At 64.8% G+C, this 21421-nt stretch carries 22 protein-coding genes; 9 read left to right on the forward strand and 13 right to left on the reverse strand.

Translation table 11 applies throughout. The features are described 5' to 3' along the window. Positions 1 to 100: 100 nt before the first annotated feature. From pdxH to CH274_RS18875, 5 genes are all read left to right on the forward strand, one after another. The gene (gene pdxH, locus CH274_RS18855) at positions 101 to 718 is read left to right on the forward strand and encodes a pyridoxamine 5'-phosphate oxidase (RefSeq protein WP_143544524.1); all 618 of its coding nucleotides are present in this window, start codon (positions 101 to 103) and stop codon (positions 716 to 718) included. Then, positions 715 to 2007 carry an MFS transporter gene (locus tag CH274_RS18860; RefSeq protein ID WP_094658453.1) on the forward strand — a complete coding sequence of 431 codons (1293 nt, stop codon included), beginning with the start codon at positions 715 to 717 and terminating at the stop codon, positions 2005 to 2007. Before pdxH ends, CH274_RS18860 begins: the two co-directional genes overlap by 4 nt. Continuing rightward, positions 1991 to 2920 (forward strand): aldose 1-epimerase family protein, encoded by a 930-nt coding sequence (locus CH274_RS18865; RefSeq protein ID WP_094658455.1) that lies wholly within the window; start codon positions 1991 to 1993, stop codon positions 2918 to 2920. Before CH274_RS18860 ends, CH274_RS18865 begins: the two co-directional genes overlap by 17 nt. Further along, complete coding sequence (locus tag CH274_RS18870) at positions 2917 to 3888, forward strand: carbohydrate kinase family protein (RefSeq protein ID WP_032395835.1); 972 nt, start codon at positions 2917 to 2919, stop codon at positions 3886 to 3888. Before CH274_RS18865 ends, CH274_RS18870 begins: the two co-directional genes overlap by 4 nt. A gap of 70 nt (positions 3889 to 3958) precedes the next feature. Continuing rightward, complete coding sequence (locus CH274_RS18875; protein WP_032395834.1) at positions 3959 to 5257, forward strand: citrate synthase; 1299 nt, start codon at positions 3959 to 3961, stop codon at positions 5255 to 5257. Positions 5258 to 5396: 139 nt separating this feature from the next. On the opposite strand, the gene CH274_RS18880 is transcribed toward CH274_RS18875, so the two are convergent. The 4 genes from CH274_RS18880 to CH274_RS18890 form a co-directional block, all read right to left on the reverse strand. Beyond that, complete coding sequence (locus CH274_RS18880) at positions 5397 to 6806, reverse strand: hypothetical protein (protein WP_094658457.1); 1410 nt, start codon at positions 6804 to 6806, stop codon at positions 5397 to 5399. A gap of 23 nt (positions 6807 to 6829) precedes the next feature. Then, positions 6830 to 7369: a hypothetical protein gene (locus CH274_RS18885; protein WP_094631159.1), complete on the reverse strand. Its 540-nt coding sequence runs from the start codon at positions 7367 to 7369 to the stop codon at positions 6830 to 6832. 67 nt (positions 7370 to 7436) lie between these two features. Next, on the reverse strand, positions 7437 to 7634 hold the full coding sequence (locus tag CH274_RS28920) for a hypothetical protein (RefSeq protein WP_143544488.1): 198 nt from the start codon (positions 7632 to 7634) through the stop codon (positions 7437 to 7439). Between the two features lie 150 nt (positions 7635 to 7784). Beyond that, on the reverse strand, positions 7785 to 8582 hold the full coding sequence (locus CH274_RS18890; protein WP_256993637.1) for a carbon-nitrogen hydrolase family protein: 798 nt from the start codon (positions 8580 to 8582) through the stop codon (positions 7785 to 7787). Between the two features lie 46 nt (positions 8583 to 8628). On the opposite strand from CH274_RS18890, the gene CH274_RS18895 reads away from it, so the two are divergent. After that, positions 8629 to 9270: a GntR family transcriptional regulator gene (locus CH274_RS18895; RefSeq protein ID WP_094631274.1), complete on the forward strand. Its 642-nt coding sequence runs from the start codon at positions 8629 to 8631 to the stop codon at positions 9268 to 9270. Here CH274_RS18895 and CH274_RS18900 read toward each other — a convergent pair. Next, positions 9242 to 10591, reverse strand: coding sequence for an MFS transporter (locus CH274_RS18900; protein WP_032395832.1), 1350 nt, complete (start codon positions 10589 to 10591; stop codon positions 9242 to 9244). The genes CH274_RS18895 and CH274_RS18900 overlap by 29 nt on opposite strands. A gap of 130 nt (positions 10592 to 10721) precedes the next feature. On the opposite strand from CH274_RS18900, the gene CH274_RS18905 reads away from it, so the two are divergent. Both CH274_RS18905 and CH274_RS18910 read left to right on the forward strand, forming a co-directional pair. Further along, the gene (locus CH274_RS18905) at positions 10722 to 11396 is read left to right on the forward strand and encodes a DUF2848 domain-containing protein (protein WP_094658459.1); all 675 of its coding nucleotides are present in this window, start codon (positions 10722 to 10724) and stop codon (positions 11394 to 11396) included. 85 nt (positions 11397 to 11481) lie between these two features. Continuing rightward, a complete protein-coding gene (locus CH274_RS18910) occupies positions 11482 to 11841 on the forward strand; it encodes an FKBP-type peptidyl-prolyl cis-trans isomerase (protein ID WP_032377394.1) in 360 nt (119 codons plus the stop codon). A 22-nt stretch (positions 11842 to 11863) separates the two neighbouring features. On the opposite strand, the gene CH274_RS18915 is transcribed toward CH274_RS18910, so the two are convergent. From CH274_RS18915 to CH274_RS18930, 4 genes are all read right to left on the reverse strand, one after another. Next, entirely contained in the window at positions 11864 to 12886 is a 1023-nt protein-coding gene (locus CH274_RS18915; RefSeq protein WP_094658460.1) for an isopenicillin N synthase family dioxygenase, read from the reverse strand. Positions 12887 to 12948: 62 nt separating this feature from the next. Next, the gene (locus CH274_RS18920; protein ID WP_179275805.1) at positions 12949 to 14250 is read right to left on the reverse strand and encodes a sensor histidine kinase; all 1302 of its coding nucleotides are present in this window, start codon (positions 14248 to 14250) and stop codon (positions 12949 to 12951) included. Then, entirely contained in the window at positions 14247 to 14975 is a 729-nt protein-coding gene (locus CH274_RS18925) for a response regulator transcription factor (RefSeq protein WP_045196584.1), read from the reverse strand. The genes CH274_RS18920 and CH274_RS18925 overlap by 4 nt, the downstream gene beginning before the upstream one ends. Before the next feature lie 10 nt (positions 14976 to 14985). After that, on the reverse strand, positions 14986 to 15192 hold the full coding sequence (locus tag CH274_RS18930) for a hypothetical protein (protein ID WP_032395828.1): 207 nt from the start codon (positions 15190 to 15192) through the stop codon (positions 14986 to 14988). A 139-nt stretch (positions 15193 to 15331) separates the two neighbouring features. On the opposite strand from CH274_RS18930, the gene CH274_RS18935 reads away from it, so the two are divergent. Beyond that, entirely contained in the window at positions 15332 to 16660 is a 1329-nt protein-coding gene (locus tag CH274_RS18935) for a cryptochrome/photolyase family protein (protein ID WP_094658745.1), read from the forward strand. 100 nt (positions 16661 to 16760) lie between these two features. Here CH274_RS18935 and CH274_RS18940 read toward each other — a convergent pair whose 3' ends face one another. The 4 genes from CH274_RS18940 to CH274_RS18955 all read right to left on the reverse strand — a co-directional run bounded on the left by CH274_RS18940 (position 16761) and on the right by CH274_RS18955 (position 21345). Next, positions 16761 to 17663 (reverse strand): DMT family transporter, encoded by a 903-nt coding sequence (locus CH274_RS18940; RefSeq protein WP_094658747.1) that lies wholly within the window; start codon positions 17661 to 17663, stop codon positions 16761 to 16763. A gap of 73 nt (positions 17664 to 17736) precedes the next feature. Continuing rightward, positions 17737 to 19593: a propionyl-CoA synthetase gene (locus CH274_RS18945; RefSeq protein ID WP_094645685.1), complete on the reverse strand. Its 1857-nt coding sequence runs from the start codon at positions 19591 to 19593 to the stop codon at positions 17737 to 17739. Between the two features lie 10 nt (positions 19594 to 19603). Beyond that, positions 19604 to 20101: a hypothetical protein gene (locus CH274_RS18950; protein ID WP_094658462.1), complete on the reverse strand. Its 498-nt coding sequence runs from the start codon at positions 20099 to 20101 to the stop codon at positions 19604 to 19606. After that, on the reverse strand, positions 20098 to 21345 hold the full coding sequence (locus CH274_RS18955) for a molybdopterin-dependent oxidoreductase (RefSeq protein WP_094658749.1): 1248 nt from the start codon (positions 21343 to 21345) through the stop codon (positions 20098 to 20100). The genes CH274_RS18950 and CH274_RS18955 overlap by 4 nt, the downstream gene beginning before the upstream one ends. Positions 21346 to 21421: the final 76 nt, after the last annotated feature.

The raw sequence follows: 21421 nt of genomic DNA on the forward strand, positions 1-21421 counted from the left end.
TCTGCGCCGCATCCGGGCGTACTTCGTCAGAACCATAGCCGGGATCGACGCGGGAGTAGCGTCTGGGCTTGTGTCTGCAGATGAACAGCGCCTGGCGAACATGCGGGTGGACTACGGAGAGCCCGAGGACCTGGACGTCGATGCTCTGGCGGGCGGGTGGTGTTCGCTGGCGCAGCAGTGGTTGTCCGACGCAATAGCCGCGAATCTGCCCGAGCCCAACGCCATCGTGTTGGGGACGGTCGACGAGTCGGGTAGACCCGCCACCCGCACCGTGTTGTGCAAGGACTTCGACGCGTCCGGTGTGGTCTTCTACACCAACTACGACTCGGACAAGGGCCGTGCGCTCACCGCGACGCCGTATGCGTCGATCACGTTCCCGTGGATCGGAATTGCCCGCCAGCTCACCGTCCGCGGTCCGGTGGTCAAGGTCGATGCCGAGACCACCGAGGCGTATTGGCGCACGCGGCCCCGGGGCTCCCAGCTGGGGGCATGGGCGTCCGAGCAGTCGCGACCGGTCGGCTCGCGGGAGGATCTGGTTGCGCGACTGGCCGAGGTCACCGCGACGTTCGACGGAATCGACGTGCCGGTTCCGCCCAACTGGGGCGGCTTTCGCGTCGAGCCGGAGACGGTCGAGTTCTGGCAGGGCCGAACGAGCCGCATGCACAACCGAATTCGCCTGACGGTGGCAAGCGGTGTGATCGAGCGTCTGCAGCCGTGAGCCGATTGCGCGGCATTCTTGCCGATACGACTCCGCTGAAGACTCCGGCCTACAAGCGGTTGTGGCTCGCGAACATCGTCACCGTCATCGGTGCCCAACTGTCCATTGTTGCTGTGCCGCAACAGGTTTTTCAGATCACGCTCAGCTCGGCCTACGTGGGCCTCACCGGTGTGTTCGCGTTGGTGCCGCTCATCGTCTTCGGCCTGTGGGGTGGAGCGTTGGCCGACGTGATGGACCGCCGCACCCTGTTGATGATCACCACCTGCGGCCTGATCGGTACGTCGGCACTGTTCTGGTTGCAAGCGTTTCTCGACCTGAACAACGTGTGGATCATCCTGGTGCTGTTGGCCGTTCAGCAGGCATTCTTCGCGGTCAACCAGCCGACGCGCAGCGCGATTCTCCCGCGGATCCTGCCTGCCGAGCAGTTGCCCGCTGCGAATTCGTTGAACATGACGGTGATGAACTTCGGTGCCATCGCCGGACCGCTCAGCGCAGGCATCCTCATCTACTACATCGGACTCGAGACCCTCTATCTGATCGACACCGTCGCACTGTTCGCCACCCTGTGGGCGGTGATCCGGCTGCCGGGGATTCCGCCGGCGAAGTCGGGTCAGCGCGCCGGATTGCGTTCGGTGTTCGACGGTTTCGCCTACCTCGCGACGCAGAAGGTGCTGCTGGCCTCCTTCGTCGTCGACATCATCGCGATGGTGTTCGGTATGCCCCGCGCGCTGTTCCCGCAGATCGCGCACGAGAGCTTCGGCGATCCCGCGTCGGGCGGTCCTGTGCTCGGCATGCTGTTCGCCGCGATGTCCGCGGGCGCGGTGGTGGGAGGCGTGTTCTCCGGCTGGTTGCCCCGAGTACGCAGGCAGGGGCTGGCGGTGCTCATCTGCATCGTCGTGTGGGGCGCGGCGATGATCGGCTTCGGTCTGGCCGTCGGCGCGGCCACCGACGGGGCCACCACAGTCGCCCTGTGGTTCGCGTTGGCGTTCCTGGCCCTCGGCGGTGGAGCCGACATGATCTCGGCGGCGTTCCGCAGCACGATGCTCCAACAGGTCGCGACCGACGAGATGCGCGGTCGACTGCAGGGTGTGTTCATCGTCGTCGTCGCGGGAGGTCCGCGCATCGGCGACGTACTGCACGGCGCAGCGGCCGCCTCCGTCGGTACGGCGGCGGCTGCTGCCGGCGGCGGGGTTCTGGTCGTCATCGGCGTCTCGATCGCCGCGCTGGCTCTTCCTGCATTCATTCGGTATCGCGTGGGTGCGGTGGTGAAGAATGACTCTCATGGCTGACGCGCAGACGTACTCGTTGACGAGCGGCAAGTATCGGGCAGACATCGCTGCCGTCGGAGCGGGCCTTCGGGCGCTCGAATACGACGGCGCAGCGCTCACCGAGACGTGGGAGGCGGGCTCGAAGCCGCCGTTGTCGGCGGGGCTGGTGTTGGCCCCGTGGCCCAATCGGACGGCCGATGGGACGTTCACCTTCGAAGGCGTCGAGCATCGGATGGAGATCTCCGAGCCGGCCCGCAACAACGCCAGTCACGGATTCGTTCGACGCGTGGCCTGGACTCTCGTGGAGCACACCGACTCTCGCGTCGAGCAGAGCGTGGACATCGGAACGCCTCGGGGTTGGCCGTTCTCGATCACGGTGACCGTGGTGCACGAGCTGTCGGAGGACGGTCTCACCGTCACCGCGTCGGCGAAGAACACCGGTGACTCGCCCGCGCCGTACGGGATGGGCTTTCACACCTTCGTCCGGGTGGGGGACGTGCCGCTCGACGAGTGCACCCTCGAGCTGTCCGCGGGAACCCGGCTGCCGCTCGATCCGGTACGCAATCTGCCCGTGGGCAACTCGGTGCCGACGGCCGATACCGAGTACGACTTCCGGCAGCCGAGAGCCCTGGAGGGCGTGCAGCTGGACACCCCGTTCAGCGCCTCGTTGCCGGAGGCCGACGGCCGAGCGAACCACGTACTGCGCGGCCCGGACGGCACTGCGACGGTGTTGTGGACCGACAGCAGCTTCGGATGGGTGCAGGTGTTCACTGCCGATCCCGCCAACGATCAGGCATATCCCGAGCGCGGCCGGGCGTTGGCGATCGAGCCGATGACGTGCCCGCCCGATGCGCTGAACTCCGAAATCGATCTGATCGTGCTCGATCCGGGACGAACCTGGTCCGGCACCTGGGGAATGAGGTACGAGAAGTGACCATTCTGGTGTGCGGCGAGGCGTTGGTCGATCTGGTCCCGGTGCACGAGGGGCCGCTGCTCTCGCCGAAACTCGGCGGCGGGCCGTTCAACGTCGCCGTCGCGATCGGTCGACTGGGTTCGCCCGTCGCGTATCTCTCGCGTATCTCGCGCGACCCGTTCGGCGAGCAGATCCTGGCGAGTCTGCGCGACGCGGGTGTGGACACCACGTGGGTGCAGCGCGGCGACGAGCCGACGACCTTGGCGATGACCACCCTCGCCGACGACGGCAGTGCCGAGTATTCGTTCTACGCCGACGGCACCGCCGATCGTCTCGTTGCCGATCCCGGCGATCTACCCGACGAGATCAGCGTGCTCTCGTTCGGCACGTTGTCACTGCTCTACGAACCCGGGGCGTCGATGTACGCGGGCCTGCTGCACCGCGCCCGGGCGGCGGGCAAGCTCACGATGCTCGACCCCAACATCAGGCCTGCCGCGATCGACAGCACCAGCGGAGACATCACCGCCGACGGGTTCCGCGACCGTTTCCGTTCGTGGTTGCCCAGCATCGACATCCTCAAGGTCTCCGAGGACGACTCGCATTGGTTGGGGCTCGGAACCCAGGGCACAACGGTGGACGACTGGCTCGCGTCGGGTGTCACCGCAGTGGTCATGACCCGCGGCGGCAACGGAATCTCGGTCTTCACCGCAGCCGAGGAGACGTCGGGTACAGGAATTGTCACAGCCGAGGAGATCTCGGTGCCGGGAGTTGCGGTCGACGTCGTCGACACCATCGGGGCAGGTGACACCGTGCACGGGGCTCTGCTCAGCTTTTTGGAGAAGGAGAGCATTATCACATCGAACGCGGTGAAAGAGATGAGCAAGCAAGATTGGCGGGAAGCGCTCGATTTCGCCGCGAAAGCGGCGGCAATCACGGTTTCTCGACCCGGTGCCGACCCTCCGTGGGCGTCCGAGGCGTCGAGAGACTAGTTTCACTATCGACGTTAGAACTGTCCGCTTCAAGTACGTGTCCGTTACACGAGTTCGAGAGGGACCATTCGTGCCCGCTGAGAATGATGCCAAAGCCACCCTCACCTATCCCGGTGGCGAATACTCCATGTCGATTGCCGAGGCCTCCGAAGGCAACAACGGCATCGAGCTGGGAAAGTTGCTGGCCACCACCGGCTACACGACGTTGGACGGCGGGTTCGTCAACACCGCGTCGACCAAGTCGGCCATCACCTACATCGACGGTGACGCAGGCATCCTGCGCTACCGCGGATACCCGATCGAACAGCTTGCGGGCAAGTCGTCGTTCATCGAGGTCAGCTACCTGCTGATCTACGGGGAGCTGCCGTCCGAGGCTCAGCTCGAGAAGTTCACCGACAAGATCCGTCGGCACACTCTGCTGCACGAGGACCTCAAGCGGTTCTTCGACGGGTTCCCGCGCAACGCTCACCCGATGCCGGTGCTGTCGAGTGCCGTCAACGCGCTGTCGGCGTACTACCAGGACTCGCTCGACCCCAACGACCCGGAGCAGGTCGAGCTGTCGACCATCCGTCTGCTGGCCAAGTTGCCGACCATCGCGGCGTACGCCTACAAGAAGTCCGTCGGTCAGCCGTTCCTGTACCCGGACAACTCGAAGAGCCTGGTCGAGAACTTCCTGCGTCTGACGTTCGGCTTCCCGGCCGAGCCGTACGAGGTGGATCCCGAGATCGTCAAGGCACTCGACATGCTGCTCATCCTGCATGCCGACCACGAGCAGAACTGCTCCACCTCGACGGTGCGTCTCGTCGGATCCTCTCAGGCCAACCTGTTCACCTCGATCTCCGGCGGCATCAACGCGCTCTGGGGCCCGCTGCACGGCGGAGCCAACCAGGCCGTGCTCGAGATGCTGGACAAGATCAAGGCCGAGGGCGGCGACGCCACCGACTTCCTGCGTCGAGTCAAGAACAAGGAAGACGGCGTCAAGCTCATGGGCTTCGGGCACCGCGTGTACAAGAACTTCGATCCGCGCGCGACGCTGGTCAAGGAAACTGCGCACACGATCCTCGGCAAGCTCGGCAACGGCGACGAACTGCTCGAGATCGCTCTCAAGCTCGAGGAGACCGCGCTGACCGACGACTACTTCGTCGAGCGCAAGCTGTACCCCAACGTCGATTTCTACACCGGCCTGATCTACCGCGCGATGGGCTTCCCGCCGCGCATGTTCACGGTGTTGTTCGCGATGGGCCGTCTCCCGGGCTGGATCGCGCACTGGCGCGAGCAGAACGAGGACACGACCGGCAAGATCGGCCGTCCGCGCCAGATCTACACCGGCTACACCGAGCGCGACTACCAGGACGTCGGCTCCCGCTAGCTCCCGCTGTACAACGTCGCCGCCGGCTCCCCTCGGGAGCCGGCGGCGACGTCGTTGGTCCGGCTTCGCCGAACTCGAAGTCACGGACGGTTTTCCGCCGAATTCCATCCCCGACTTCGAGTTCGCGCCGGCGTGGCTGCTAGGTCATCGCCACCTCGCGCAGCACCTGTCCTGCACCGTCGCTCAGGCGCAAGGTGTCCGTATCCGTCGGGGCGACCACGAGGTTGCCGCCGACGGGTAGGTCGATGGTGCTGACGAATGCAGACCGTGACCCCCGAGCATCCTCGATGGCGACGGTGTAATCACTCGTGGTGGGGGCGTCGGTCGTGAGCGTCAACGATCGTTCGGTGGGGCTGACCTCGGCGACGATCGACGCGCCCGCAGGCAGGCGAAGGGAGGTCGATCGAACCACCCATCCGTCGGACAGGATGGAGATGTCGATCGACGCGTCGCGATCGTTGTCCGCGACGTCGGAGAGCGTGAGCCGCATCGGTGTGTCGGTCGAGGTCTCCAGTAATGCCGTGTTGTCGTTGTTGATGAACGCGGACCGTCGCACCCGGTCGGTGTCGGACACCGACAAGCTCCATTCGACATCGGTCGCATCGACGGGATCGTTGGTGTCGTCGGTGACCAACACCAGGTAGTCCTGGCCCGGCTCACCGACCTCCGTGCAGGAGGGGCACCGATGAACGCCGGTCATCTCGGCCAGAGGAAACAACTTCAACTGATTGTCCGGGGTCCCGGAGAACAGGTAGCTGTCGTCGGCGGGGTCTGCCGAGGTGGTGTAGTACCACGTATCGGCGGCCGGATCGGTGACGATCATCTTCTCGACACCGGGATAGTTGTTGTCGTAGATGACAATTCCACGTTTGCTGTCTCCCAGATCGCGTATCGCGATCGGTGTCACGGCATGGCCGGACGTTCCGTCCTCGGTGTAGAAGGCGAGTAGATGGTCCTGACCTTCGGCCCACGCGGACGTGAGTCGATCGATCACCTCGTCCACAGGTTCGGACATCTCGGAGTCGGCTGTCGGTTCGACCTCCTGAGTGTTGAAGTATCGCGCGATCACGGCATCGGTCGCGGGGGAGGGGCGTGCATCGAACAATGTCGCTCCGGGGGCGACGAAGGACGAGGTGTCGATCGAGTTGCGGTAGGCCAACCCTGCGACCGCGGCCATTCCGAAGCAGTGACCACCGTTCATTCCGTTCTCGAACACCTCCGAGGTCACCCGTCCCATCGGCGAGAGAACGCACTGGGCGCTCTCGGTTCCGGGAGTGCACACGGCATCTCCGAACAGCGATTGCATCGAGGCCGGTGTGAGCCCTCGGCCATGCTCCGCGGTCGGCGGTCCCCAGTTGGGGAACGAGAAGCCGTCCCGCCGGACGTCGAAGCCGGACGAGGCCACGAGCGTGCCCGAACCGGGGTCCATCTCGGTGAACCCTTCCTCGCTCCGGTCCTCGGACGAAGAACATGCCGTCAGGACGAGTACGACTGCGAAAGCCAACGTGGCCCAGCCTCGACCGGAGGTGGTGGCGGAGCGGAGAACCATGGCCGGCTCCTCCTTCTCGGTTGTCAGTGTTCGAGTACGACCTTGAGAACTGTGACGATCAAACCGACGACGATGGCAACCAGGCCACCGAGAATTGCCCCACGCCATTTCCTCCTGCTGGCGTGCCAGCCGCTGGCGGCTCCGAGGACGAGAAGGAACAGGAACGCAAGATCGGAAATGGTGTCGAGTGCGCCGTAGGCCGACCACAGACCGCTCACCCGTCCGAGCCCGATGATGATGAGAGGCACCACTGTCAGCAGCAGGAAATGCGCCGAGTGCCAGAGCAAATGGCGCCTGTCGGCACCGTCGGGCATGTGGTGGTGGCTGTTCACGTATCCCAGCCACGACGAGAAGAGGTGCGCGACGGCAGTCGCGACCATCGGCCCGAGGATCATTCCTGTCGCGTCACCGAAATCGACGTCCGTATCGTCCGCTCCCACCACCATCACGGTCATGATGATGACCGTCCCGTAGATCAACGGTTCTGCGTCGAACACCGACCACGACGGTCGGCTTCGTCTCCGGTCGTTGTGGCCGGTACTGGGACGCGTGCTTCCGGTCATGCCTGCTCACCGCAGATGGCATGATTCGGCGTCGATCCATCGAGGCAGGCCCGAAGTGGTAGTCGTTTCATGTCGAAAGTCCCTGTGCGAGAGAGGGAGCGGGGATGGCATCGTGGATGCGATTCGTGTTGCCGTTCACACGGCCTCGTGTTCTGCGGTCGATCGCGGAACGTTCGGCCTCGCGTGCCGTGGTCGCTGTCGAGCCGCCGAGCATCGCCGCGCTCAGCCCGAGTGCTACCGCATCCCGTCGGTTGACCTGCACCATCGTCGTCTCCTCGTGAAACGATGGAAGTGCCCCGCCACTTCTCCAGTTCGACAAGCGACATCACACCACGTTTTCACGGCGGAGGTGACCCGAAACCGCGTTCCCGCCCCAGATCTCGCGAAAAGCCGAACCTGCAACGAGCAGGATTCGTCACGCGAAATGGACTCGGTTCTCCAACACCGGCAGAGTCTTGCGTACGGCGTCGACCAGTCCTGTGTCGATGTCGATGGTCAGCATGCCCGGTGTCGCGTCGAGCTGACCGAGAATCTCGCCGGTGGGGGAGCAGACGATGCTGTGTCCCACGCCCAACGGCGCATTACCCTCGGCGGCAGCGGGTTCGGCTTGGTCGCAGGCTGCGATGAAGGTGGTCGAGTCCAACGCGCGTACGCGAGCGAGCAGGGTCCATTGCTCGACCTTGCCGTCACCCGATCCCCACGACGCGGGAACCACGACGACCTCTGCTCCGAGGTCGCCGAGTTTCTGGAACAGCGAGGGGAATCGGATGTCGTAGCAGGTCGCGAAGCCCACTCGAACTCCGGCGATGTCCACCACGAGCGGGTCCGAACCCGGTGCGACGGTATCGGATTCGGCGAATCCGAATGCGTCGAACAGGTGGATCTTGTCGTAGCTCGCGTCGATGCCGGGCCCGGTGACGAGCAGGGTGTTCGTCACCCTGTCGTCCGGGGCTGGAGTGAACATTCCGGCCACGACGGTGATGCCGGCGTCGGAGGCGATGGAGCGCACGGCGTTCGCCCACTCGCCGTCGAGAGGCTCCGCGATTTTCCTGATGGGTCCGCCGAAGCATCGCATGGTCGCCTCGGGGAACACGACGACGTCCGAACCGGCGTGTGCGGCGGCACGGGCGTGGGTGTCGACGAGTTCGAGGTTGTCGGTGGGGTGTTCGCCACTGGTGATCTGGGCCAGGCTGATGCGGATAGTCGAGCTCACGGTCTGACTCCTGGTTTCGTCGGGGGAAGACAGGTATACATATCGTATGCAACCACTGTCGGGGAGGGACAAGGCATATCTGTTCGTACGCGATCAGGTGTTGTCGTCACCGGCGGCCACCGGCACGTTTCTCAACGAACAGGAGCTCGCGACGCGTATCGGAGTGTCGCGGACACCGGTGCGTGAGGCGCTGCTGATGTTGCAGTCCGAGGGACTGGTCGAGATGGTGCCCAAGCGCGGCGCGCATGTGCCGGCCATGTCCGGACGGCAGATCGCCGAACTGATGGATCTGCGCGGCGTTCTCGAACGGCATGCGGCCACCCGTGCGCTGCGCGCCGGGGACGCTCCGATCGCGGCGATGCAGCATGCGCTCGAACAGCAGGAATTGCTGATGAACTCCGACAGTGCCGATGCGCCGAAGGAGTTCATCGACTGGGACGGCACCTTCCATCAGAGTTTGATCGATTCGGCGGGCAGCGATCTCCTCTCCCGCACTTACGCGGGTCTGCGTGCTCGGCAGCTGCGGGTCGGTCTGAGCGCTCTGTTCACCGCGGCCAACCGGCAGCACCGCGTGTGCGCCGAGCACCAGGCCATCATCGACGCACTGAGTGTCGGCGACGAGGGCCTGGTGCACGAGAAGATCGACGCTCACCTCGAGGTCACACTTCAGACTCTGCTGCGCGCGTAGCCTTTTCGTGTTCCTGATTCAGTAGCACGTAGTGCTCGTCCTCGGTGGGGTCGGGGTTGCGTCCCAGTGCCAGGCCGACCAGCGTCACCGCGCCGACGATGACGATGTATCCGGCGATCGGTACCCAACTGTCGGTCTTGTCGAGCAGGTACACGAAGATCAGCGGTGCCATCGCTCCACCGAACACTCCGGCGATCGTGTACGCCAACGAGCTGCCGGTCGAGCGGAGTCGAACGCTGAACTGCTCGGTGACGAAGGCGGCCTGCGGTCCGTACATGAACGAGTGGAACGCCAGGCCGACGACGACGCCGAGGATCAGCAGCGGTAGGGATCCACCGCCGATGACGAGGAAGAAGATCGCGCTCCAGGCAACGCCGCCCACGGCCGCGACGCCGTAGACCAGGCGTCGGTTGATGCGGTCGGAGACCGCTCCGGCCAGCGGGATCAAGCCGAGTTGGCAGGCCGATCCGACCAGAATTGCCGTCAACACCTCGCTGCGCTCGAAGCCCAGTTTCTGAGTTCCGTAGGTGATCGAGAAGACCGTGAACAGTGCGTAGATGACGTCGGGTGCGACGCGGGACATGATGCCTGCCACCAGTGGTCGCAGTTCCGTCTTGAACACTTCGCTGATCGGGGCTTCCGAGCGATCGCCGCTCTCCTGAAGTGCTTTGAACACCGGGGTGTCCTCGAGCTTCAAGCGGATCCACAGACCGAAACCGACGAGAACGGCCGAGAAGAGGAATGCAACACGCCAGCCCCAGGACTCGAACTGCTGGTCGGTGAGCGACAGAGTCAGGATTGCCAGTGCGCCGTTGGCGAGCAGGTTGCCCGCCGGTGGTCCGATCTGCGCTGCGGAGGACCAGAAGCCGCGCTTGCGGGGATCGCCGTATTCGCTGGAGAGCAGAACGGCTCCGCCCCACTCGCCGCCGACGGCAACGCCCTGGCAGAAGCGCATGGTGACGAGGATGATCGGGGCCGCGATGCCGATGGTGTCGTATCCGGGGATCAGACCGATGGCGAACGTCGTGACGCCGATCAACAGCAGGGTGATGACGAGAAGTTGTTTTCGGCCGATGACGTCGCCGAGTCGCCCGAAGACGAATCCACCTACTGGACGGGCGATGTATCCGACCGCGTAGGTCGAGAAGGCAAGCAATGTGCCGGTCAGCGGATCGCTGTCGGGGAAGAAGACCAGCGGGAACACCAGCGCTGCTGCGGCCGAGTAGACGGCGAAGTCGTACCACTCCAACGCCGTTCCGGTCAGGCTGGCGGCAAAGGCCTTGGCCAGGCCTTTTCTATCCACCGAAACTGGTTCGGTCATGACGACTCCTTTGTGTGCCTGGGATCACTCTATCCGTTGTACGCGCTCCATACTTGCTGTATACAAGACGTATGCGCAAGGCTTTGAGCGCATCGGAAACAATTAATTTACGAGGAGAGGGTCCTTACTGATGCTCACATTCACGTTGCCCGACGGCACGACCGAGTCGGTAGAAGTGACCGCGCTGCTCAATGCGGGCTATGCCGGTCGCAACCAGGAAGAGGTGGCGTCGCACATCGCGGAGTTGGCCGAACTGGGCGTGCCGGCTCCCACGGTTACCCCGGCGCTGTACCCCATCTCGCCGTATCTGGCGCAGCAGACCGATGCCGTCGCCGTTCAACACGGACGCACCTCGGGCGAGGCCGAATGGGCTCTGGTGATCCTGGGCGGGACCATCGACGACGTGCTGCTCACGGTCGCATGCGACCACACCGACCGTGACCTTGAAGTGCACAGCGTCGCATGGAGCAAGAACGCCGCTCCCGACGTGCTCGGTACCGGTGCGTGGCGGTTGAGCGAGGTGGCCGACCGACTGGACGAGATCACCTTGACCGGTTGGGCCGACGGAGTTCTCATCCAGTCCGGAACTCTCGGTGATCTTCTCGCTCCGCAGTACTGGCTCGACGTACTCACCGAGCGCGGTCTGTTCGCGCGTGGAACGGTCTTGATCTCGGGCACCATCTCGATGCATCACGGGGTGAATCAGTTCTCCGACGCGTGGAAGGTCGAGATGGCCGACCCCGCAACCGGCAACACGCTGACCTGCGAATACCAGACGAATTTGATGCCAGCTCCGATCGGTTGACCATCACGACGTAAAGTCGAGGTGGAATATGCCCAGAGCTTCACAGCCGGCGTCGGCGGGCCGGCATCAACCGCAGGAGACTTCAGTGACGAAGCCAGTGATCGAATTTCAGGCCGGACCAGCACCATTGGACCTGGTGACGGTCGACCTCGTCGAGGGTGACGGCGCAGAGGCAGTCGCAGGCGGCACCGTGGAGGTGCATTACGTCGGAGTCGAGTTCGATTCGGGCGAAGAGTTCGACTCGTCCTGGAACCGCGGCGAATCCATCCAGTTCCCGTTGCGCGGACTCATTCAGGGTTGGCAGGACGGCATCCCCGGAATGAAGGTCGGCGGACGCCGTCAGCTCACCATTCCGCCGGAGCTCGCCTACGGCCCCGCCGGCGCAGGTCACCGCCTGTCCGGAAAGACGCTCGTGTTCGTCATCGACCTGCTCGACGTCAAATAACTGCACTCGAAGCACCCGCAGGTCAGGTGACGGCGCTGCGTACCCGCTCGGCCTCGCGGGTTGCCGAGGTGTTGGCCTTTCCCCCTCGGGAACCCGCGAGCTTGGCGGCAATGTGCTGGGCTACCGTCACCGGTTCGTACCGGGCCACGTCACCGGGCTCGATGCACGACGGCAACGGCGCGATCACCGCGTCGAGGTTGCCGTCGTGGAAGAAGGCGGCAGAGCGCCTGCGCTGAATCGTTCCGTCGGCGATCGGCGGACGCACGCGATGCAGCGTCGACACCCAGCGATCGTTGGTCAGTCGGGCCGTCAGATCACCCAGGTTCACCAGCATCGCTCCCTCGACGGGTTGCACGTCGTGCCACCGTCGGTCGATGCCGAGAACTTGCAGACCGGGCACTCGATCGGCCCACAGCACCGTCACCAATCCGTAGTCGGTGTGCTCGCTCATCCCGGTGAGCTCGGTGTCCGGCACACGCAGGCCGGGGTTCAGCGCGTAGTTGTTCATCCGCAGGGTGTCGAGCGAGCGATCGGTGATGTCGGAGAACACGGTCGGGGCCACACCGAGTGCGTCGGCGAACACGGTGGTCAGCGTCCGAGCCACACGCGCTGCCTCGGCGAAGTACCGTTCGACGGCGCACTGGAACCCCGCGCACTCGGGCCAGATGTTCGCCTCGCCCGTCCCGACGTTGAAGGCCTCGAACCAGTCGTTCGTGCCCGACGCCGATTCGACTCCCAGGCTCAGGCTCAGCGATTCGCTCTTCGGAGCGGTGTACCCGCGGTTGCGTTCGGGTGGGCAGATGTAGGCCCGCTTCGCCTCCGGTTCGAGTCCGAAGAACGAATCCATCGCCGACGCCAGGCCGGTCACGGTTTCCTCGGGGATCCCGTGTCCGAGAATCTGCATGAAACCGACTGTGCTGCAGGCGTAATCGATGTCCGACGCGACGCTGCGCCGGGCGGTCCCGTCGGCCGCCGCGGTGGCACCGTCCAGAACGTACGGCGAGATGTCGATGATGGGGACGAAGAAGTCCGACGACGTGTGCATGGGTACATGATCCTCGGATCGGATGGACCCGCAGGTTTCCCCCGCGTAAAGACTGCCGTACTTCAGCTGTCCTGCAGCTCCAGCACCAATCTCGCTCCGCCCAGTGGACTGTCGGTGAACCAGGCCCGCCCGCCGTGCAATTGGGCTTGCTGAGCCACCAGTGCCAGGCCGAGCCCCGAGCCGCCCTTGGCCGCTCGGGTGCCGCGCTCGAATCGGCCGAAGACCGTCTCGCGTTCATCGAGGGGAACGCCGGATCCGTTGTCGTCGACCAGGACGCGTACCGTCGTGCCCTCGCGCTCGGCGGTGATGACGATCGACGTCGCGTCGCCGTGCCGAACGGCGTTTCCGATCACGTTGTCGACGGCCAGCCGAAGGCCGGTCGGCAGGGCGCGCATCGTGATCTCGCAGTCGGGGGCGGACTCGACCCGTATGTCGAGGCCCGGATGCAGTCGCTGCGCATCCTGGGCTGCGACGTCGCAGATGTCGATGATGTCGGTCTCGACTCTGTCGGCCTCGCTGGACAATTCACCCGACGCCAGTCTCTCCAAGGCTGTCAGCGTCGTCTCCACTCGTCCCTGTGTCCGTTCGAGGTCGCCCAGAATCTCCTGCTGCTGCGCGCGCTCGAGATCGAGGGTTCTGAGCACCTCGATGTCCGTGCGCATCGCGGTCAGCGGGGTGCGGAGCTCGTGCGCGGAGACGGCCGCGAAATCGCGGGCAGTGTCGAGCGCGGCATTGGTGCGTTCCTGAGCCTCGTTCAGCCTGGTCAGCATGCCCCCGATGGCGACGGCGAGTTCGTCGGCTTCGGTGACGCCCGTGCGGGTTTCGGGAGCGGTCGGTGGCTGGGCACTGACCTGACGGGTCAACGTCACCAGCGGTCTCACGGCCCGTCCACCGAAGAGCCAACCCAGGCCCGTCGACACGGCGATCGCGGCCAGTCCCAACAGGATTACCTGCTTCTGTTGCTCGTCGGTCACTTGTTGAGCTTCGATGGCGGGCACACCGATCGAGATGGAGATGGACGAGACAACGGTCGATACTGCCGTGTAGACCCGGAACCGTTGACCGTCCACGTCGACGGTCTGGGATCCGGCCGCCAGCGCAGGCAGCCGCGTCGGGGTCGATGCGACCACGATGTCGCCACTGCGAATCGTGACGGCGAACGCGCCGGACAGCTGATCGATGAAGGCCTCCAACGTCGACGAGTTCGGGACCAGCACCTGCGAGGCCGTCGTCAGACGTTCGTCGAGCTGATTGACGTTGTTGCGGGAGATGGCGACCGAGGTGACCACCGCGAGGGCGGCCACCACCAGGGTGGCTCCGAGAGCGGTGGCCGCGGCCACTCGGGCGCGCAGCGAGAAGCTCATGGGGCGTCCCGGACGACGAAGCCGACCCCGCGGACCGTGTGCAGGATGCGCGGCGACCCGTCGGCCTCGAGTTTGCGTCGGAGATATCCGACGAACACGTCGACGACGTTGGTGTCGGCAACGAAGTCGTAGCCCCAGACCAGTTCGAGCAGTCGTTCACGTGTGAGAACGACGCCCTTGTTGCGAGCCAGGATCGCCAGCAACTCGAATTCGCGCTTGGTCAGGTCGATGTCGGCTCCGCCGCGGTGGACGCGATAGCCGGGGATGTCGACCACCAGGGTGCCGATCGCGACGGCCGAGTTCGGTGCGCCCGAATCTGCCACCGGCACAACCGGACCGGTGCCGCGACGACGCAGCATGGCTCGGATCCGAGCGACGAGCTCGGCCAACACGAACGGTTTGGTGAGGTAGTCGTCGGCACCGGATTCGAGTCCGGCGATGCGATCGTCGACCGAGCTGCGGGCACTGAGTACGCAGATCGGGATGTCGTTTCCCATGGCGCGCAACGCGGTCACCACGCTGGCACCGTCGAGCACCGGCATGTTGATGTCGAGCACGATGGCGTGGGGCATCGATCGCGACACGACGCCGAGCGCCTCCGCGCCGTCCGACGCGGTGATGACGGTGAACCCGGACAGGCGCAGGCCGCGTTGCAGTGACGACAACACGTCTGCGTCGTCGTCGACGACGAGAACGGTGGCGGGGGTGCTCGGCGATTCGGTCATCGGACCAATGCTATGCAACCCAGCTGTCGACGGTGGTGCGGCGTTCCTCGGGCGTCTTGGCGAAGAAGTCCTCGAGGGCACTGCGGCGGCCGGTGTCGGCATCGAGCGACCAGGCCAGTGCGGGTGCCTTTGCGTAGAGCTGCTCGTAGTACTTCTCGAAGGTGCAGGTGCTGTCGATCAGGGAGAGTGCACCGGGGAAGGGGCGTGTGTTCGTCATGATGTTCTCCTTGTCTGTTCGGTATATCCCAAGCTAGAGGTCGTTGTTGCGGCCTTGGTGAGTCGTGGTTGGCGGTTCTCTGAGAATCGAAGGGTCGAGCCGGGGATTGCTCGGGACCGCGGTGGGTAAGACTGAAAGCATGTCGATCGTCTGGTTTCGCCGTGATCTCCGTCTGGGGGATCTGCCCACCCTCACCGCCGCTGCCGAGTCGGGAGACCCGGTGCTCGGGCTCTTCGTGCTCGACGATCGGCTGCTGAAGCCGTCCGGCGGACCGCGCAAGGATTTTCTGTTCCGGTCGCTCGAGGCACTCGACGAGCAACTCGACGGCCGGTTGATGGTCGTGCACGGTGACCCCGCGACGGTGGTCCCGAAGGTGGCGAAGGCGATCGGCACCGAGGACGTGCACATCAGCGCCGACTACGGTCCGTACGGGCGTGAGCGAGACAAGCGTGTGGGCGAGAAGGTGACTCTGGTCGAGACCGGGTCTCCGTACGCGGTCGCCCCCGGGCGGATCGTCAAGAACGACGGGGAGCCGTACAAGGTGTTCACGCCGTACTCGCGCCAGTGGCTGGAACACGGGTGGCGCGGTCCGGCGGACACATCGGCCGACTCCGCCGACTGGATCGACCCGGACGAGGTGAAAGGCGTTCGGCGAGTGAAGATTCCCTCCGAGAGGGATGCGTCCGACGCGGCGGCGGGTGAGGCAGCTGCGTCGAAGCAGTGGAAGGAATTCCTCGACGAGGTCTCGGCGTACGACGACGAGCGCAACCGTCCCGATCTCGACTCGACGAGCCGGATGTCGGTGCATCTGAAGTACGGAACCATTCATCCACGGACGATGTTGGCAGACCTGGGAAAGCTCCGCAGCGAGGGTGCGGCGTCGTACCGCAGACAGATCTGCTGGCGAGACTTCTACGCCGACATCCTCTTTCAGCGACCCGACAGTGCCAGAGAGAACTACGTCAAGAAGTTCGACGCCATCGAACTGGACTCGGGCAAGCACGCCGACGAGTTGTTCGACGCCTGGTGCGAGGGCAAAACGGGCTTTCCGATCGTCGATGCCGGTATGCGGCAGCTGAACTCCGAGAAGTGGATGCACAATCGAGTGCGGATGATCGTGGCGTCGTTCCTCGTCAAGGATCTGCATCTGCCGTGGTGGCGGGGAGCGCGCTACTTCATGCAGCACCTCGTCGACGGCGATCTGGCCAACAATCAGCACGGGTGGCAATGGACCGCCGGGACCGGTACCGACGCCTCGCCGTACTTTCGTGTGTTCAACCCGATCACTCAGGGCGAGAAGTTCGACCCCACCGGGGACTACGTCCGACGCTGGGTGCCGGAGCTGCGCGGCGAAGAAGGAAAAGCCGTGCACACGTTGAAGTTCGGTCGACCCAAGGACTACGTGGATCCGATCGTCGACCACAAGCACGAGCGTGAGGTGGCGATCGCCCGCTTCAAGGCGATCTAGCGCGGGAGCGGAGCCTGCGGAGTGACCCCATTCTCCTGCGGGAGCGGAGCCTGTGAAGTGACCCCATTCTCCTGCGGGAGCGGAGCCTGCGGAGTGACCCCTATCTTCTGCGGGACAACCCGACGCCCACCAGGCAGATCACTCCACCGACCACGGCGAGGTAATGCGGCGCCTCACCCAACAGGAGCCAGGCCAGCGTGATCGTGATCGGTGGCACGGCGTACGTGGTGATTCCGAGCTTGCCGGCGTTCATCCGCGTCAGCGCATAGGCCCAGGTGCTGAAGGCCAGTGCCGTCGGGACCAGGCCGAGGTAGATCAATCCGCCGGTGGCACCGGCCGAGGCGGCCCCGAGGTCGTCGAGCAGCGCCGGTGCGAAGGGCAGCGTGCACGCCGCGCCGATGGTGCATGCCATCCACGTCACCTGAAGTCCGGGGATTGTGCGCAGCACCGGCTTCTGGCTCAGCACTCCGATGGCGTAGGTCACCGCGGACACCAGGCACAGAGCGATGCCGAGGAAATCGGCGTCGGTCTTGGTGGTCGACGTCGTGGTCACCGCCGTGACGACACCGACCATGACCGCGCCGGCGAACGCTATGCCCGCACCGATCACCAACCACTTCGGAAAGCCCTCGCCCAGAAGCAGACCCGCGAACAGGGCGACCAGAATCGGACCGATCTGAATGATCATCGACGTCGTACCGGCATCGACGCGTTGCTCGGCGGCATTGAGGGCGACGTTGTAGATGCCGAACCAGAACACGCCGATACTGACGATCTGCAGCCACTGTGTGCGGTTGGGCCTGACCCACTGTCTTCTGGCCACAACTATCGCGCCGAGTGCCACAGATCCGATCAGCAGCCGACCCAGCGCGAGCGGGCCCGCCCCGAAGGATTCGCCGACGCCGCGAATCGCGACGAAGGCCGAGGCCCACGAGATCACCGTGACGGTGACTGCACCGAGGGCGAGCCAATCGACGGCGGGACGGGTGTCGAGATCTGTCATGAGCACGACGCTATCTCGCGCGAACGACCCCTGGCGCGCGGGTTTCGGCCATCGTTGCGCGAATTGGTGCCGCCTATCTGCCGAGCAACTTCTCCAGCGCATCGAGTACGGCGGGATCCTCGATGGTCGACGGCACGCCGTACTCCTCGCCGGCGACGATCTGCCGCATCGTCTTCCGCAGGATCTTGCCCGAGCGGGTCTTCGGTAGGGCACCGACGATCGTCACGTCCCGGAACGTCGCGAGTGCACCGATCTGATCGCGGACCATGGCCACCAGTTCGGTACGCAGCTGATCCTCGGTGATGGTCTCCCCGGCCTTGAGCACCACGTAGCCGCTGGGGCGCTGGCCCTTGAGGTCGTCGTGGATTCCGATGACGGCGCATTCGGCGACGGCGGGGTGACCGGCCAGCACGGCCTCCATCGACCCGGTGGACAGGCGGTGGCCGGCCACGTTGATGACGTCGTCACTGCGGCCCAGCACGTAGACGTACCCGTCGGCGTCGATGTACCCGGAATCGCCGGTGAGGTAGTAGCCCGGGAACGTGTCCAGATACGAACGCTGGAACCGTGATTCGTCGTTCCAGAGTCCCACCAGCGCGCCCGGTGGCAGTGGCAGCTGCACGACGATGTTGCCCTCGGTGCCTGCGTCCACCGGCGCACCGGCCGCGTCGAGGATACCGACCTGGAAACCCGGCACCGGTACCGTCGGTGATCCGGGTTTGATCGGAAGTGGTTCGAGGCCACGAAGATTGGCGCAGATCGCCCAGCCGGTTTCGGTCTGCCACCAGTGGTCGACGACGGGGCGGTCCAGGGTTCGCGAAATCCACTCGTAGGTATCGGGATCGAGGCGTTCACCGGCGACGAACAGTGTCTCGAGCGACGAGGTGTCGTACTTCTCGAGCTCGGCGGCGTGTGGGTCGACCTTCCGGATGGCACGCAAGGCCGTCGGCGCGGTGAACAACGCGCGGACGCCGTGATCCTGGATCACCCGCCAGAACGCGCCTGCATCGGGAGTTCCGACGGGTTTGCCCTCGTAGAGAACCGTTGTGGCACCTGCGAACAGCGGTCCGTAGACGATGTAGGAGTGTCCGACGACCCAGCCGACATCGGACGCCGTCCACATCACCTGACCGGCACCGACGTCGTAGATGTTGCGCATCGACCACGTCAACGCAACCGCATGACCGCCGTTGTCGCGCACCACACCCTTGGGCTTACCGGTCGTGCCCGAGGTGTAGAGGATGTACAACGGATCCGTCGCCTGCACCGAAACCGGTTGGGCGGCGGGGGCGTCGGCGATGAGGGTGTCCCAGTCCAACCAGTCGTGGCTGCCTGCGATGCCGTCGCGGGCCTTGACGATCACCGCGGGGACGGTCGCCGTCGTGAGAGTCAGGGCGCGCTGCACCAAGGGGAGGTATTCGACGACTCGACCAGGCTCGAACCCGCCGGCAGCAGTGATCAGCAGGACCGGCTCGGCGTCGTCGATTCTCGCCGCCAGCTCTTTGGCCGCGAAGCCGCCGAACACCACCGAGTGCACCGCGCCGAGCCTGGCGCACGCGAGCATGGCGATCACTGCCTCGGGAATCATCGGCAGGTAGATCACCACGCGGTCGCCGGGGGAGACGCCGTTGCTGCTCAACACCCCGGCGAAACGAGCGACCCGATCGAGCAGTTCGGCGTAGGTGTAGCTGCGGGTTTGTCCGAGCATCGCCGAGTCGTAGATCAATGCGGTCCGGTCGCCGTGCCCGGCGTCGACATGTCGGTCGAGGGCATTGAAACAGGTGTTCAGGCGGGCACCGGGAAACCAGTGCGAGCCGTCGAACGCGGTGGTCGGAGGGGTGTCCCAGTCGACGTCTGCCGCCGCAGACAGCCAGAATTGCTCCCGGTTGTCGACGCTGTCTCCGAATGCCTGCCGATACTCGCCACTCATGCCACCGAGCCTAGTTGGGCACGTGCTGCCGTTTCGGGTTATCGCCAACGGGGCGGGTGCGTAGCCTCCGAAGTACTTCGCGGCCGCCGTAGAACGCCGCGCTGGCCGCGAACATCCCCGCGACCAGCAACAGCCATCGCATCGCGTACGGCTCCTGGGTCTGACCCGTGGCGGCCTCGTATGTCTCGCTTCCGTGCGCGAAGATCCCCGGTGCGAACAGCAACAGGCTCAGTCCCGCTCCGAGCGCAGGAATGCGTACCGCGTTGACGAACCTGCCCAGTCGAGCAACCAGAGTTCTGTCGAGTACCGCGTACAACGGAAACAGGATCGCATCGTGCACCACGGCCGCGCCGACGAACCAGAGCCCGATGGACTGCCACCACTTGTCGGTGTTCCACAGGGCCGGAAAGCCGATCGTCAGGACCACCGCTCCGGACAGGGCGAGACAGAAGGCCGTGACCGCGAGATGCACGGGGCCTGCGCCGTACCTCGCCCGAAACGTACTCATGCTCCCTCCCCGAAGAATTCGACTGATTCGATCCATTTGGTGGCATGCACTCCGGGTATCGCCGGCATCATGATCCGAGCGGGATAGCCGTGATCGAGGGACAGGTCGGCCCCGTTGACCTTCAGTGCGAGAAGCGAATCGGGATGCATCATCTGATGTCCCCCGAAGGTGACGCGGTTGAACGAACCGACGGGTTCGAGCGACCGCACCTCACCGGTATCGGCAGAATCGATGCCCACGAGCGCCGCCAGATCGCGCAGTGGAACACCGGTCCACGTCTGTACCGTCGACCAGCCTTCGACACAGGAGATCGGGAGTTCGACGGTATGCAGGTCCATCTGCTCGAGTTGAGCTCGAGTGAGTACTACGGCGGTACCGCCGGCCGATACGGTCAGCCGCCACGAATCTCCTGTCTGCGCGTCGGTGACGCCCGCGGATCGTGCAGTGCGATTGATCTGGAAGTCGTTGGGGCCGTTGCCGTACGAACGCCCTCGGGGGAGCAGGAGCGCTGCCCCGCGCAAGGGCCCGCCCGTCGTCTGCCCGACACTCAGCACGGCGACGAACAATGCGCTGCCGCCCACGAGGGTGAGTGCTCCGCGGCGGCTGATCGTCGCCGGAGCGGGATCGGTTGCAGCAAGGCCTGATTCGTCGTCGGCGTCGGGCACCGTGTCGGCCACCCTGATGCGCATCAGCTCGAGGAACGGGCGGGTTCGCAGCGCGGTCACCATGGTCGGAAACTTCAACACCACATGGGCGACGAAGCCGGCGACGAACACCCAGGCTCCCCAGTAGTGCGCGGTGTAGAAGCTGAATCCGAAGATGTAGTCGTACTGAATGTTCAGCACACCGGTGATGATCTCGAAGAGTATGCCACCGACCAACGCCAGCAACGACACTCGTTCCAGCAGATGCGCCACGCTGCGAATCGGGGGCATCTCGATCAGCTTCGGAATCACCGACCACAGCTTGGCCAGCACGATCGGCACCATGACCAGACCGAGTCCCACGTGCAGGCCCTGGGTGAGCCGGTAGAGCCAGGCGGGTTCGGTCGGCCAGTCGAACGACGGTATCCGTAACCATCCGACGTCGCCGGGCATGGCCTGGCCGAACTGAGGACCGTACGCGGCCCAGGAAAAGAATCCGGTGATCGTCACGATCGGCAGGACGACGAGCAGGACGGATGCGAGGACCGACGTGAACCAGACGCCGCGGATCGGGCTTCGGAACGTGGGAATTCGTTGCATGCTGGTTCCCGTCTCCAAGATTGTACCCAGTAGTACAAATCAGTGAGTCGAGGTTAGCGCACCGAGAGTGCTTTCG

It is taken from the genome of Rhodococcus sp. 06-418-5 (assembly GCF_002258285.1).
Classification (GTDB): Bacteria; Actinomycetota; Actinomycetes; order Mycobacteriales; family Mycobacteriaceae; genus Rhodococcoides.